Raw genomic sequence first — 15,047 nt, 5'->3', positions numbered from 1 at the left:
TTATTTATCTCGGTTTTGTTTCTGGGCAGGAGGGACTGGGTCGAATCCTCCTTCGTTCAAAGGGTGGCATTTTAATAAACGTTTACCTGATAACCAACACCCTTTTACAAAACCGTGAGCTTTCAACGCTTCTATTGCGTATCGAGAGCAGGTTGGTGTAAATCTACAGCGTGGGCCAATTAGCGGACTGATGAGCCATCTATACAGATAGACAAGTCCAATGGCTAACCGCGCGAGGGGCGAGACAGGCGATGCCATAATTTATCAAATAACCTAAACACTTCATCATTGCTCAAACTTTGCGCGCTTTTCTTAGCAATTACAACAAAATCTTTATTGGGAAGTTCATGTTGTTTGTTACGAAAGCTTTCGCGAGCAATTCGTTTGAACCTATTACGGTCAACAGCAGTCTTAATCTGTTTTTTAGGTACAGCTAACCCTAATCTAGGATGATTGAGAGTGTTATTGCGAGCGATGATAGTGAAGTGAGGCGAGCCAGCTCGATGAGCTTGCTGAAAGACGTTTTGATAATGCTCGGGAGTTAACAAACGTAACTCCCGATTGAACGCGTATGTATTCAAAATAATTCAGTGATTATTTTGATAGGCGCGCACGGCCTTTTGCACGACGTGCATTAATAACCTTACGGCCGTTCTTAGTTGCCATGCGAGCACGGAAACCGTGTGTACGCTTGCGCTTTAGAACTGAAGGTTGAAAAGTGCGTTTCATGATAATTACCTTACTGATCAGTAGTTTTAGGTTCTTAGTTAACCCGGCGTGGGTTTTTATTCGTCCAGTTATTAAACATAGACGATTTCCGACGCCTCTCAACAAAGAGGCGGAATTGTAATCACTGTCACTGAAAGTGTCAATGAACAAATTCCAGCCGGGGGGATTATACGAAGTAGAAACAAAATCTCAAGGATCTTTCGCGATCTTTAAACAGTTCCCACTTTACGTAAAAAGCGTTTTAGTCGCTCATCTTGTGGATTGTCAAAGATATCCTGTGGATGACCTTGTTCGACAATATTTCCTTCAGCCATAAAGATCACTCTGTCAGCGACCTCTTTGGCAAATTGCATCTCGTGAGTGACCACCAGCATAGTTTGGTGATCTTTGGCTAGTTTCTTCATTAATGCCAAAACTTCTCCTACCCATTCAGGATCGAGTGCAGATGTTGGCTCATCAAACAATAGCAGTTCTGGAGAAAGCGCCATCGCACGCCCGATGCCCACTCGCTGCTGTTGGCCGCCAGAGAGAGAAATAGGGTAACTGTCAGCTTTATCTCCAAGGCCGATATCAGTAAGTATCTCAATGGCACGGTCGTAAGCTTTCTGTTTCTTCCAGCCTCTTACTGTAATCAAACCCTCTGCGATGTTTTGCTTTGCTGTCATATGAGCAAATAGTGCATAGTTTTGAAAGACAAACCCGGTCTTTTTCCTCAAGGCACGAACTTCGGCATTTGAATGCTTCTGGGTATCTACTTTTACATCATCAATAGATATTGAACCTTGATTGGCATTTTCTAGAAAGTTAATGCAGCGCAGTAGGGTAGATTTCCCTGTACCGCTCGATCCGATCACAACGACGATTTCGCCCTTATTAATGGTGAGATCAATACCTTTTAATACTTCACTGTCGCCGAAAGACTTATGAATATCTTTTATTTCGATCATTTTGTGTACGCCTTATCCAGTTTTGCTTCTACCATGGTTTGTGCTCGAGTGAGCAAGACAACGACAGCCCAGTAAATCAGCGCAGCGGCCGTAAAGGATTCGAAAAAACGAAAACTGGAAGAAGCTTCCATCTGAGCTTTTGCCATCACTTCTGCTACGCCCAAGGTGAAGGCTAGGGAAGTAGACTTAATCAAATCGATGTAATAGTTCATTAATGATGGAAAGGCGATGCGTGTCGCTTGCGGCAAAATAATACGACGCATTGCTTGTGGTGTGGTCATTCCAACAGAAAGACTCGCTTCCATCTGGCTTTTATCTATACCAAGAATTGCTGCGCGTACTGTTTCTGCCATGTACGCTGCATAATGAAGGCTTAAGCCAAACACAGCAGCGTTGAATGCACTCATCCCTTCAAAAAAAGGCACCACTTGCGGCAAACCAAAATAGAAAAGAAATAGCTGCACCAACAAAGGTGTACCGCGAAAGAAGCTGATGTAAATTTGGCTTATTTGATCAAGTACTGGAATTTTGAATATGCGAATATTTGCGATAAGCACCGATAAGATAAGCGCAAATATCATGGCGAGCGTCGCCATTTTCATTGTGACACCAAGATACTTAAACAAGATTGGCAGAAGCCCAATCATATAGTGAAAATCAAAGCCCATAACGTCATCCAAAAAAGAAAGTAAAACCCACTACTAATAAAAGTAGTGGGTAAAATAAAATTAAGTTGTTATACACATTAGCTAAAGTTACTTCAGTACTCGCCACTAGCTTGTTATGTATATTTATGTAAGCAAGTGCTTACTCTTTAGTAATATCTGCTCCGAACCATTTTTCTGAAATTTTAGCTAAAGTGCCATCTTTTCTCATTGACGCAAGAGCTTGGTTTACTTGATTTCTTAGTTTCTTACCTTTGGCATCATTGGCGAAAGGCCAAGCATTTTCGATGGTGGCGAATGGCTTGCCAGCTAGCTTGAAAGGTAGGCCTGTTTTCTTGATAAGTTGTACGACTGACAAACGGTCCATAACAAAAGCATCGGTTGCTCCAATCAATACAGACTGTTCGATACCTGTATCGAAGGTCTTAATGTTGAACTGGTTGTTTTTGTCATGCTTGCGAAGCAACTGTTCAAAGTTAGACCCAAGGTTAACTGCAACGGTTTTGCCTTTTAGATCATCGATGCCATGAATCGTGTTATTGGACTTTTTTACGGCTAATTGAGCACCGTCGATAACATACGGATCGGAGAATAGGTATTTAGCTTTTCTCTCAGGTGTAACCGTAATTTGGTTTGAGATAGTATCGATGTGGCCAGTCTCTAAAAGACCAAACAGACCAGAGAAGTTTGCAGTGACAAATTCCACTTTATAGTCTTCACGCTTACCGATCTCTTTCCACAAATCCACTTCGAAGCCTTGTAGCTTGTCATTCTTTACGAAAGTAAATGGGAAATAGCGGCCAGACATGCCAACTTTAACCACAGTTTCTGCTTGAACGCTGGTGACGGATAGCGCAACTATCGCCAATAGTACTTTAATCCAGTGTTTCATATTGTCACTCCTCAATTAATAGGTGGGCGATACTACATTCTATATAGTTCGCGTAATAAATAATGTTCAGCAATAACCTAGATCTTTAGGGTATAAAGGTGGCGAGGGTACAGTTATCTTTGTTGGTAAATCAAATTGATAGCTAACCTGAATGTTGCTGATTAGGAGTCATTAGCAATAAAGTAATCCACAAAGTTATCACCAACGGCAGGATCTTAATTTTTTTCACTAATCGTAGATTTTGTGGATCAAGGTGTGAGTAAATTTAGGGTGAGCTGTGCGGATCTCGTCAAAACTGCGAAAAAATTGTGAATAAGTTAGATCTTATTCACTGCAACGTCGATCATTTGCTGGCGATCTTGTTTATCAACAGGTAAAATTAACGGTCTTTCCTGATCATTTTTTCTCGTGGGGGCACCGTGTCATCTTCGCTTTGGTTGCAATGTATGCAACAACTTCAAGAAGAGCTACCAGCTACAGAATTCAGTATGTGGGTTCGTCCGTTACAAGCGGAGATTAATGACAATACGTTGACTTTATTTGCTCCAAACCGCTTTGTATTAGATTGGGTTCGCGATAAATACATCAATAGTATTAACCGTTTACTGCTTGAGTATTGTGGTAATGATATTCCTAGCCTGCGTTTCGAAGTAGGCAGCAAGCCCGTAGTCGCACCAAAGCCAGAGCCAGTGAGAACAAAAGCTGACTTAGCGGCTGAATCTTCGGCACCTGCTCAGCTACAAAAAACGTGGGATGATGAAGCAAGCGCCATTGCTAATATTAATCACCGTTCAAACGTAAACCTTAAGCACAAGTTTAATAACTTTGTTGAGGGTAAATCTAACCAACTCGGCCTAGCAGCTGCGCGTCAGGTGGCAGATAATCCTGGTGCGGCGTATAACCCTCTATTTCTATATGGTGGAACGGGTTTAGGTAAGACTCACCTTTTGCATGCAGTAGGAAACGCGATTGTCGATAATAAGCCGAACGCAAAAGTGGTGTACATGCACTCTGAGCGTTTCGTGCAAGATATGGTAAAAGCACTACAAAATAACGCCATTGAAGAGTTTAAGCGTTACTATCGTAGTGTTGACGCGCTGCTTATCGATGACATTCAATTCTTTGCTAACAAAGAGCGTTCTCAAGAAGAGTTTTTCCACACCTTTAATGCACTGCTTGAAGGCAATCAGCAAATTATCCTAACTTCTGACCGATATCCAAAAGAGATCAGCGGAGTAGAAGACAGATTGAAATCTCGCTTTGGTTGGGGACTCACTGTTGCGATTGAACCACCAGAGCTAGAGACTCGTGTGGCAATTTTGATGAAAAAGGCGGAAGATCACCAGATCAACCTTGCTGATGAAGTGGCGTTCTTTATTGCTAAGCGCCTGCGCTCCAACGTTCGTGAACTTGAAGGTGCTCTAAACCGTGTGATTGCCAATGCAAACTTTACTGGTCGCCCAATCACCATTGATTTTGTTCGCGAAGCGCTGCGTGATTTGCTTGCGTTGCAAGAAAAGTTAGTCACTATTGATAATATTCAGAAAACCGTTGCAGAATACTATAAAATCAAAGTGGCAGATTTGTTGTCAAAACGTCGCTCACGTTCTGTTGCGCGTCCTCGTCAATTAGCGATGGCTCTCTCAAAAGAGTTAACTAACCACAGCTTGCCTGAAATTGGTGATGCATTTGGTGGGCGAGACCACACAACTGTTTTGCATGCTTGTCGTAAAATAGAGCAGTTACGTGAAGAGAGCCACGATATCAAGGAAGATTATTCGAATCTGATTCGTACTCTATCTTCTTAAATCTGCATAAGTATTATATCTATCAATATTTGAGCGAACTGTCGGTTTGTTAAGAGCTATATATGAAATTTACTATTGAACGTAGTCACCTGATTAAACCGTTACAACAGGTATCTGGTGCATTGGGTGGAAGACCTACCCTGCCTATTTTAGGTAACCTCCTTCTTAAAGTGGAAGAAGGTGCACTTTCAATGACATCGACGGATTTAGAAATTGAGCTAATCAGTCGAGTCAACTTAGAAGGTGAGTTTGAAGCGGGTGCAATTACCGTTCCTTCACGTAAATTCTTAGATATCTGTCGTGGATTGCCAGACAATTCCAGCATTACCTTTGTATTAGAAGGTGATCGAGTTCAGGTGCGCTCTGGCCGAAGCCGTTTTTCTCTTGCTACTTTACCTGCTAACGACTTTCCAAATATCGAAGATTGGCAAAACGAAGTTGAGATCTCTCTAACGCAGGGTGAATTGCGTGGACTTATCGAAAAAACTCAATTTTCAATGGCCAACCAAGACGTTCGCTACTATCTAAACGGCATGCTGTTTGAAGTTGATGGTACTACTTTAAGATCGGTGGCAACCGATGGTCACCGTATGGCGGTGGCACACACACAATTGAGTAACAATTTTGAACAATCGCAAATCATTGTTCCGCGCAAAGGTGTTCAAGAGCTGGTAAAAGTATTGGACGATCCTGATCAACCCGTGGTGTTGCAAATCGGTAACTCTAATATTCGCGCTGAAGTAAACAACTTCATTTTCACTTCTAAGTTAGTTGATGGCCGCTTTCCAGATTATCGCCGTGTCTTACCTCAAAATACTAACAAAGAGTTGCAAGCTGGGTGCGAAGATTTAAGACAGGCGTTTGCTCGAGCTGCTATTCTTTCTAATGAGAAGTTTCGAGGGGTTAGGGTTAACCTAGAAAACAGTGAAATGCGGATAACCGCAAGTAACCCTGAACAAGAAGAAGCAGAAGAAAATCTAGATGTTACCTTTGACGGCGAGCCAATCGAAATTGGTTTTAACGTCAGCTATGTTCTGGATATTCTCAATACACTTCGCTGTGAACAAGTAAGAGTGTCAATGTCTGAAGCAAATGCTAGTGCATTGATTGAAGACCTTGAAGATGACAGTGCAATGTATGTTGTGATGCCGATTCGCTTATAGGATAAGTGACTTTAAGCTTAAATGCCTCTTACTCGTCTAGTTGTAAAACAATTTAGAAATATTAAAGCCTGTGATATCGAACTATCACCAGGCTTTAACTTTCTTATTGGGCCTAATGGCAGCGGTAAAACCAGTCTACTAGAAGCGATTTATTTGCTTGGCCATGGTCGCTCGTTTCGCAGCTCGCTGACCGGTAGAGTGATTCAAAATGAATTCGATGAGCTGTTTGTTCATGGTCGCTTTTTGAATCCAGATAACTTTGAACTGCCAATCGGTATTAATAAGCAGCGCGATGGCACAACAGAGGTTAAAATAGGCGGCCAATCTGGACAAAAAATAGCAAAATTGGCTAATGTACTGCCTTTGCAATTGATTCACCCAGAAGGTTTCGACCTTTTGACGGCAGGGCCGAAGTCTCGCCGCGCATTTATTGATTGGGGCCTGTTCCACTCAGAGCCTTCTTTTTATGAGGCTTGGGGAAGGTACAAGCGATTAGCCAAGCAGCGCAATGCTTTGTTAAAAACGGCTCGAGATTACGCCGAAGTCAGTTATTGGGATCAAGAGTTAGCAAAGCTGGCCGAGAGTATTAGCCAATGGCGAGAGTCATACGTTAATAACGTAAAGAAAGTGGCAGAGGTGATTTGCCATGAATTCTTACCAGAGTTTGACATCCGTTTGAAGTACTATCGTGGCTGGGACAAAGATACTGCCTACAAGGATATCCTCAGTCAAAACTTCGAACGAGATCAGTCTTTAGGTTACACCTTTAGTGGACCAAATAAGGCTGACTTAAAAATAAAAGTGAATGGGACGCCTGTTGAAGATGTCCTTTCACGTGGTCAATTGAAGTTAATGGTGTGTGCATTGCGCGTCGCGCAGGGGCAGCACTTAACTGAAATGACGGGAAAGCAGTGTATCTACTTGATAGATGATTTTGCTTCCGAGTTAGATAGCCAGCGTCGCCAACGTCTTGCAGACTGTTTAAAAGCGACGGGGGCTCAAGTTTTTGTAAGTTCTATTACCAAAAACCAGATTGCAGATATGCATGACGAGCAAGGTAAGGTGTTTCATGTGGAACACGGAACAATAGAGCACGTATAAATAGAGAGTAACTCATGTCTGAAAATTATGATTCATCGAGTATTAAAGTACTGAAAGGGTTGGATGCGGTACGTAAGCGTCCAGGTATGTACATCGGTGACACTGATGATGGTACCGGATTGCATCACATGGTATTTGAAGTAGTGGACAACTCGATTGATGAAGCGCTAGCTGGCCACTGTAAGGACATTATCGTCACTATTCATGAAGACGATTCAGTATCAGTGAGCGATGATGGACGTGGTATTCCTACAGAAATGCACCCAGAAGAGAACGTGTCGGCAGCAGAAGTTATCATGACGGTACTTCACGCTGGTGGTAAGTTCGATGACAACTCGTACAAAGTTTCTGGTGGATTGCACGGTGTAGGTGTCTCTGTTGTAAACGCGCTGTCTGAAAAAGTCGAACTAGTTATTCATCGTGGTGGCTCGGTTCATACCCAAACTTATCATCATGGTGAGCCTCAATCACCGCTTGAAGTGATAGGTGAGACTGACAAGACAGGAACCTTTATTCGTTTCTGGCCAAGTGCTGAAACCTTCTCGAATATCGAATTCCACTACGACATTTTAGCCAAGCGTCTACGTGAGCTTTCGTTCTTGAACTCGGGCATCTCAATCAAGCTCATTGATGAGCGTGAAGAAGACAAGAATGACCACTTTATGTATGAAGGTGGTATCCAAGCGTTCGTTGAGCACTTGAACACCAACAAAACGCCAATTCACGCTAAAGTTTTCCACTTTGACTTTGAACGTGAAGATGGTATTTCGGTAGAAGTTGCGATGCAATGGAATGACGGTTTCCAAGAGAACATCTACTGCTTTACCAACAATATTCCTCAGCGCGATGGTGGTACTCACTTGGCGGGTTTTAGAGCTGCCTTGACTCGTACCATTAACAGCTTTATGGATAAAGAAGGCTTCTCGAAAAAAGAGAAAACGTCCACTTCTGGCGATGATGCACGTGAAGGTTTGACGGCGGTTGTATCTGTAAAAGTGCCTGATCCAAAATTCTCTAGCCAAACCAAAGACAAGTTAGTCTCTTCTGAAGTGAAATCGGCGGTAGAGTCTGTCATGGGCGAAAAGCTGTCTGAATTCTTGGTTGAAAACCCGAACGAAGCGAAAACAGTCTGTAGCAAAATCATCGATGCTGCTCGTGCTCGTGAAGCGGCTCGTAAAGCTAGAGAAATGACTCGCCGCAAAGGTGCGCTCGATTTAGCTGGTTTACCAGGCAAACTTGCTGATTGCCAAGAAAAAGACCCTGCACTTTCTGAACTATATATTGTGGAGGGTGACTCTGCGGGTGGTTCAGCAAAACAAGGGCGTAACCGTAAAAACCAAGCGATTTTGCCGCTAAAAGGTAAAATCCTAAACGTTGAGAAAGCGCGCTTTGACAAGATGCTTTCGTCACAAGAGGTTGCTACGCTAATCACGGCTCTTGGTTGTGGTATTGGTCGCGATGAGTACAACCCAGATAAACTGCGTTATCACAACATCATCATCATGACCGATGCGGATGTCGATGGTTCGCACATCCGTACTCTACTTTTGACCTTCTTCTACCGTCAAATGCCTGAGCTTATCGAACGTGGCTATATCTATATCGCTCAGCCACCTTTATACAAAGTGAAGAAAGGTAAGCAAGAGCAATATATTAAAGACGAAGATGCGATGAATCAGTATCAAGTCTCTTTGGCTTTGGATAATGCTTCTTTGCATGTAAACCCAGAAGCACCTGCGATGTCTGGAGAAGCTTTAGAAGACCTAGTTAGACAATACAACGCTGGCATGAAGCTGGTCGGTCGTATGAGCCGCCGTTATCCGCAAGCTTTGGTTGAAGAGTTGATATATGTGCCGCGATTAACTGCCGAACAGTGCCAAGACTTATCTGCAGTTGAAACATGGGGAAATCAGCTAGTTACTCAATTAAACGAGAAAGAAGTGGGTGCGAGCCAATATAGCTTGGAAGTTGAACAACACGAAGAGCTTGGCTTGAATCTACCGAAAGTGATGGTGCGTACTCACGGTGTTAGTCACGAGCATGTATTAACGGTAGATCTACTTAACTCAAAAGAGTACAACAAACTGGCGACGCTCTCTGAAGCACTAGAAGGTCTGATTGAAGATGGTGCCTACGTGAAACGTGGTGAGCGTACTATCCCAGTTGCTAGCTTTGCTGAAGCGTTAACTTGGCTGCTAAAAGAGTCGAAGCGTGGCCTAAGCCTTCAACGTTATAAAGGGTTAGGTGAGATGAACCCTGAGCAGCTTTGGGAAACCACAATGGATCCTGAAACTCGCCGCATGATGCAAGTAACGATTGAAGATGCAGTTGGAGCCGATCAGCTATTTACCACATTGATGGGCGATCACGTTGAACCTCGTCGTAACTTCATTGAAGAAAACGCATTGAAAGTGGCAAACCTCGACGTTTAACATTCAATCTAAGTTTTCACCTATAAGGCGAACCTAGTGTTCGCCTTTGTTTTGTCTAGCGATATACAAATGTGCATATAAATATTATTTATACTATTCAATGACAAACGGGCTATTACGCCTAATACTCTTCAATTTCTACAGTCATTCATTTTAGTTAGATTCGGCGAAACGCCAGTAGTGTGATTTTTTGAGTAGTGTCACATTATTTAATGTCACTACTAACTCACGGTATAATTCAACCTCAATTTTTATTAGGTCTTTAGGTTGGGCAATGTTGGCTGCATTTAAGCGAAACACACTATTCTCATCGTTACTATTTTTGATTGTTGGGCTATTTTCTTTTTCAGCTATGGCGAGCCAAACGATAATCGATCAGACAGGCCACAAAGTTGTACTGCCCGATCATATTAAGCGTGCGGTCATCTTAGAGCACCACACCTTAGATGTGGCTGTTGAGCTTGGAGCCACGTCGCAAATTGTTGGAGTGGTGCGTGATTGGCAATCTCTGCTAGGTTCAGACTTTGCGCGTTTAGCGCCGCAGATTGTTCACCTACCGACTCCGGGCGATCTGACTTCGGTCAATTTAGAAGAGCTCCTCAGTTTGCACCCTGATGTGGTCTTTATGAGTAACTACGCACCCGAACAAATGGTGAAGCAAGTACAGAGCGTAGGGATACCTGTTGTCCGAATGAGTTTTTTCGTCAGCAAAGCCAGTCAAAGAACCAGTTTCAACCCAGAGATCACCAATGGGCCAAAAGCGTATTGGCAAGGAATGAAGCAAGGTATCACCTTGCTTGGCAAAATATTTGGCAAAGAAAAGCAAGCCAGCGCGCTTGAGCATCAGATGGATGTCACCAAGCAGATCATTAATAGTCGTATTGACGGCTTAACTTCAGCACAAAAAACGCGTTTGTACATGGCTAACCCAGATATGAACACTTATGGTTCTGGCAAATTTACCGGTGTCATGATGGCTGAGTCAGGTGGCTTTAACGTAGCGCATACTATCCATGGATATGGTGAAGTGTCTATGGAGCAGGTACTAGCTTGGAACCCTCAAGTTATTTTCGTACAGAGCCGCTATCGCGATATTGTTGCGGGCATTCAATCCGATCCTGCTTGGCAAAAAGTTGATGCAGTAAAAAATCATCGTCTGTTTATTTCTCCAGAGTACGTTAAGCCTTGGGGTCACCCAGCACCAGAAAGCTTTATCCTTGGCGAACTTTGGATGGCGAAAAAGCTTCATCCTAAGTTGTTTGCTGACGTAAATCTAAACCAACGCGTTGACGAGTTTTATCGTCAGTTTTACCACACGACCTATAAGCCAGAGCAGTAATAATGACTCGGCTGCCTTTCCAACGCTTAATGATAGGGCTGATTGCCAGCACAGTGATTATTGTGCTGGTGGCTGCGTGCCTTGGGCGATATATGATCTCCCCAGAGGCCATGTTGCGTGCACTGGTGAATCATTGGCAGGGGAAGGCTGGTCACAATATGGTATACACCGTACTCTCAGACGTGCGTTTTCCGCGAGTAGCGATGGCTTTTTTGGTTGGCGCGAACCTTTCTTGCAGCGGTGTCTGTTACCAAAGCATGTTTCGCAACCCTTTAGTTAGCCCATTTATTTTGGGTATTTCAGGGGGGGCAGGCTTTGGGGCTGCCATAGCCATTTTGCTTTTGGGTGGCAGTTATTGGATATATATCAGTGCGTTTGGCTTTGCAGTCATTGCGGTTTTGCTGTCAATGTTGCTGGGTGGCAAAGAAGGCCAACGTTCAACTTTAGTGCTGGTGCTTTCAGGAATTGTTGTCGGCTCAGTATTTACCGCTTTGTTGGCGTTGCTTAAATACACTGCTGATCCAGACAACAAACTGCCAATCATCGAATACTGGCTAATGGGCTCGCTAAGTGATAGCCGACCTGACCTGCTGGCAACTTATAGCTTGTTTACGCTACCAGCAATGGCGCTGCTGTGGTGGTTCCGTTGGCGATTAAATTTACTGTCGAACAGTGACGATATATCTCAATCTTTAGGTATTAACGTAAAACTTGAGCGCGGTCTTTTCATCGCTTTAGCAACAGTGTTAGCTTCGGCATCGGTTGCCGTTAGTGGGATTATTGGTTGGGTGGGTTTAGTTATTCCGCATTTAGCTAGGTTGCTTGTCGGCCCCTGCCATCGCAAATTGGTTCCTGTGAGCTTTTTCCTTGGTGGTGCCTTTTTGCTGGTGTGCGATACGGTGGCGCGCTCTAGTGCCAGTTATGAAATTCCACTAGGGGTGATTACTGCTCTTTTAGGTGCGCCAATATTTGCTGTTCTATTGCGTCGAGGTAGGCAGTCATGGAACTAACCGTTAATGATTTGAGCTTTCAGCACAAAGACGCAAAGAATCCGGTATTTGAACGCCTTAATATCCATGTGGCAAGCGGCGACATTTTATCTATCCTAGGGCCGAACGGGGTAGGCAAGTCAACCTTATTACGCTGCATTTCTGGACTGCTTACGCCTAGCTCTGGAGAAGTGCGAATAGCCGGTCAGAATATCGCGGCTATGAGTTTTGGCCAGCGCGCGCGCAACTTGGCACTCGTTTCTCAAAGCGAGTCATGTACTTTCAATTACCAAGTCCTTGATGTGGTACTGACAGGATTTGCATCTCAGCTTGGATTTTTGAAAAAGCCAGGGCAGAACGAGATAGCTGAAGCTAAGCAAGCTCTATCGTTGTTAGGTATCGAGTCTTTTTCTGAGCGAGACTACAGTAAACTCAGCGGTGGTCAGCAACAGTTGGTGCGTATTGCCCGTGCGATTGTGCAAAAAAGCAAAATATTGCTGTTTGATGAGCCGACCGCTCACCTCGATCTCGCTTTTCAGCAGCAGGTTTTAAAAGCGATTGTCTCTTTAAAAGAGCAAGGCTTTACCATTGTGATGACGACTCACTCTCCCGATCATGCCCACTATTGTGGTGGCAATGTTCTACTACTGGGCCCGCAGCAATCTCAATATGGCAGTTGCCAAGAAATGTTGACTAAACAAAACCTCAGTAGTATTTATCAGGTAGATTTGGAAGTATTCTCTAGCCCTACCGGCAGTCTTGTTTGTATTCCTAGTTATCAAAAATAAATCAAATTAATTTTGACTATTCCCTTGAATCTAATTTTTCCATCCCTATATCTAGTTATGAAGAGGATGCCAAATGGGCCTCTGACTAGCGCTAAATTGAACTTTGCTCAGGAGAGGAAGTGCAGCTTAGCAAACTAAAATTCGATTCTCTCTGACGTCCGCAAGGAGCATGAGATGAATCTCGTTGCCACCTATGGCAACACTATTGCTTATTAAAGAGGATAGTATTATGCGTAATGTAGATTTCTCACCTTTATACCGTAACGCGATTGGTTTTGACCGTCTGTTTAACTTGATGGAAGCGAACAACGCGAAAAATGGTTCTTCTGGTTACCCTCCATACAACATCGAACAGCAAGACGAAAATAAATACCGTATTACCATGGCGGTAGCAGGCTTCGCTGAAGATCAGCTTGAAATTACTCAGAAAGAGAACATGCTGTTGGTACGTGGAGAGCAAAAAGCGGCAGAAGAGAAGAACTATGTTTACCAAGGTATTGCTGAACGTGATTTCGAACGTAAATTCCAATTAGCAGATTATGTAAAAGTGATCGGCGCTGAGATGGAAAATGGCTTACTTCATGTTGATTTAGAGCGTGAAATTCCAGAAGCCATGAAACCACGTAAAATCGCAATCAATGGTAGCAAGCTAATCGACAATAGCTAAACAATTCCATCATAAGGTAGAGAAAGAGCGCTAATAAGCGCTCTTTTAGTATTCGCAGTATTTAAGTGAAACAAGCTTCCACAAACCGCTCAAGACATCCATGTTCGCTTAAACATGGGCATCCATGCCCATGTATGTTTGTTCCAGCTTATTCCACTAAGATGAGCAAAGTTTTCAAGATTGAAATTAACCTTGAGCGTAAGCTTTTTCGATCTCTTCGGCGATAATACTAATGCCTTTTTGCATCACGTCTTCTGGCTGTACGTAGTTCATGCGTAGACACTGATGACCGTGATCCCAGCCGTCTTCTTGGCCGAAGAAGAAGTATTCTCCCGGAACGATTAATACCCCTCTTGCCTTCAAACGCTTATAAAGTTCCATTGTCGTGATCGGCAATTCATCAAACCATAACCAAAGGAATATCGCCCCTTCTGGTTTGTGAATGCGGAAGCGAGAGTCTGGAATCGCTTCTTGCAGTAAGTTGACTGCCAGCTGCGACTTTTCTTTGTAGTAAGGTTTGATTACTTGACGGCTCATCTTAAGCAAATCGCCTTTTTCAATCATGTGATTGACGATGGCGGGCCCCATGCTACCCGGCGCTAGGCTAATGACTCCATTAAGGTTGGTTAGAGCCTTAGTAATTTCTTCATTCGCGATGATGATACCGCAGCGCAGGCCCGGTAAGCCTAGCTTTGATAGGCTTTTGCACAGGATCGTGTTTTCATTCCAGAAAGGCTTAACGTCTTCAAAGATAATACTTGGGAAAGGTACACCATAGGCATTATCAATGATGAGTGGAATATTGTTGACGCGAGCAAGCTTATCCAGCTTTTGTACTTCTTCATCTGTCAGTACATTGCCGGTTGGGTTAGTTGGACGTGATGCGCAGATCGCAGCAACAGAGTCGTCTACTTCCAGCTTTTCAAAATCAACGTGGTACTTAAACTGTCTGTCGCCAAGTAGCTCAATTTCTGGGTGGTAAGAGACAAAAATATCGTCGTCGATGCCTGCATCTGCGTAGCCGATATATTCTGGTGCCAGTGGCAGCAAAATTTTCTTGGTTGACCCATCAGCTTGCTTACCAGCTAGTAGGTTAAATAGGTAGAAAAAGCCGCTTTGGCTACCGTTGGTTAAGGTAATGTTTTTTTCGCTGATATCCCAACCGTACGTGTCTTTTAAAAGAGCGGCTAGCGATTTAATAAAAGCATTTTTGCCTTGCGGGCCATCATAGTTGGTCATGGAAGCGATGAGTTCACCGCTTTGCAACATTTCTTCACTGGTTTGGCGAAAGTACTCGAGCATTTCTGGTATTGCGGCTGGATTGCCGCCTCCGAGCATGATGGCTCCTGGAGTACGCAGACCATCGTTTAGGTCATCCATTAACTGTGTAATACCTGAATAGCGATTAAATTTTTCACCAAAGTTAGAAAATTGCATTTTTTATTATACCTAGTGTGTTGTATTTACTTTTTATGGGCCCGTTTGCGAAAAAGCCGGAACCGTTGAACATACCCTAATGTCATCACC

15 protein-coding genes are annotated in these 15,047 nt (G+C 43.5%); 8 read left to right on the top strand and 7 right to left on the bottom strand.

The annotated features are described in order from the left end of the window. The 6 genes from yidD to ACM2FC_RS18605 all read right to left on the bottom strand — a co-directional run bounded on the left by yidD (position 1) and on the right by ACM2FC_RS18605 (position 3,233). On the bottom strand, positions 1-258 hold the full coding sequence (gene yidD, locus ACM2FC_RS18630; RefSeq protein WP_237363407.1) for a membrane protein insertion efficiency factor YidD: 258 nt from the start codon (positions 256-258) through the stop codon (positions 1-3). Further along, the gene (rnpA, locus tag ACM2FC_RS18625; protein ID WP_498482511.1) at positions 225-548 is read right to left on the bottom strand and encodes a ribonuclease P protein component; all 324 of its coding nucleotides are present in this window, start codon (positions 546-548) and stop codon (positions 225-227) included. Before rnpA ends, yidD begins: the two co-directional genes overlap by 34 nt. A gap of 46 nt (positions 549-594) precedes the next feature. Next, the gene (gene rpmH, locus ACM2FC_RS18620; RefSeq protein WP_006880025.1) at positions 595-729 is read right to left on the bottom strand and encodes a 50S ribosomal protein L34; all 135 of its coding nucleotides are present in this window, start codon (positions 727-729) and stop codon (positions 595-597) included. A 209-nt stretch (positions 730-938) separates the two neighbouring features. Then, on the bottom strand, positions 939-1,676 hold the full coding sequence (locus ACM2FC_RS18615; RefSeq protein ID WP_498482509.1) for an amino acid ABC transporter ATP-binding protein: 738 nt from the start codon (positions 1,674-1,676) through the stop codon (positions 939-941). Beyond that, entirely contained in the window at positions 1,673-2,344 is a 672-nt protein-coding gene (locus ACM2FC_RS18610; RefSeq protein WP_498482507.1) for an amino acid ABC transporter permease, read from the bottom strand. The genes ACM2FC_RS18615 and ACM2FC_RS18610 overlap by 4 nt, the downstream gene beginning before the upstream one ends. A 139-nt stretch (positions 2,345-2,483) precedes the next feature. After that, positions 2,484-3,233 (bottom strand): amino acid ABC transporter substrate-binding protein, encoded by a 750-nt coding sequence (locus ACM2FC_RS18605; protein ID WP_498482506.1) that lies wholly within the window; start codon positions 3,231-3,233, stop codon positions 2,484-2,486. Positions 3,234-3,652: 419 nt separating this feature from the next. Here ACM2FC_RS18605 and dnaA point away from each other — a divergent pair, with 419 nt between their 5' ends. From dnaA to ACM2FC_RS18565, 8 genes are all read left to right on the top strand, one after another. Next, positions 3,653-5,041 carry a chromosomal replication initiator protein DnaA gene (gene dnaA, locus ACM2FC_RS18600; protein ID WP_498482504.1) on the top strand — a complete coding sequence of 463 codons (1,389 nt, stop codon included), beginning with the start codon at positions 3,653-3,655 and terminating at the stop codon, positions 5,039-5,041. Positions 5,042-5,103: 62 nt separating this feature from the next. Beyond that, positions 5,104-6,204 carry a DNA polymerase III subunit beta gene (gene dnaN, locus ACM2FC_RS18595; protein WP_498482503.1) on the top strand — a complete coding sequence of 367 codons (1,101 nt, stop codon included), beginning with the start codon at positions 5,104-5,106 and terminating at the stop codon, positions 6,202-6,204. A 21-nt stretch (positions 6,205-6,225) separates the two neighbouring features. Beyond that, positions 6,226-7,305: a DNA replication/repair protein RecF gene (recF, locus tag ACM2FC_RS18590; RefSeq protein WP_498482501.1), complete on the top strand. Its 1,080-nt coding sequence runs from the start codon at positions 6,226-6,228 to the stop codon at positions 7,303-7,305. Positions 7,306-7,319: 14 nt separating this feature from the next. After that, entirely contained in the window at positions 7,320-9,737 is a 2,418-nt protein-coding gene (gene gyrB / locus ACM2FC_RS18585; RefSeq protein ID WP_498482500.1) for a DNA topoisomerase (ATP-hydrolyzing) subunit B, read from the top strand. Positions 9,738-10,011: 274 nt separating this feature from the next. Next, on the top strand, positions 10,012-11,076 hold the full coding sequence (locus ACM2FC_RS18580; RefSeq protein ID WP_498482498.1) for an ABC transporter substrate-binding protein: 1,065 nt from the start codon (positions 10,012-10,014) through the stop codon (positions 11,074-11,076). Between the two features lie 2 nt (positions 11,077-11,078). Continuing rightward, a complete protein-coding gene (locus ACM2FC_RS18575; RefSeq protein WP_498482496.1) occupies positions 11,079-12,086 on the top strand; it encodes a FecCD family ABC transporter permease in 1,008 nt (335 codons plus the stop codon). After that, positions 12,077-12,853 carry an ABC transporter ATP-binding protein gene (locus ACM2FC_RS18570; RefSeq protein ID WP_498482495.1) on the top strand — a complete coding sequence of 259 codons (777 nt, stop codon included), beginning with the start codon at positions 12,077-12,079 and terminating at the stop codon, positions 12,851-12,853. The genes ACM2FC_RS18575 and ACM2FC_RS18570 overlap by 10 nt, the downstream gene beginning before the upstream one ends. Before the next feature lie 229 nt (positions 12,854-13,082). Then, positions 13,083-13,520, top strand: a complete 438-nt coding sequence (locus ACM2FC_RS18565) for an Hsp20 family protein (protein ID WP_498482493.1) — start codon at positions 13,083-13,085, stop codon at positions 13,518-13,520. Positions 13,521-13,706: 186 nt separating this feature from the next. Here the strand turns inward: ACM2FC_RS18565 and ACM2FC_RS18560 are convergent, their stop codons facing one another. Beyond that, complete coding sequence (locus ACM2FC_RS18560; protein ID WP_498482491.1) at positions 13,707-14,957, bottom strand: valine--pyruvate transaminase; 1,251 nt, start codon at positions 14,955-14,957, stop codon at positions 13,707-13,709. Positions 14,958-15,047 lie beyond the last annotated feature (90 nt).

Source organism: Vibrio sp. A37 (assembly GCF_059777565.1).
This window is presented reverse-complemented; position numbering and strand designations above follow the sequence as displayed.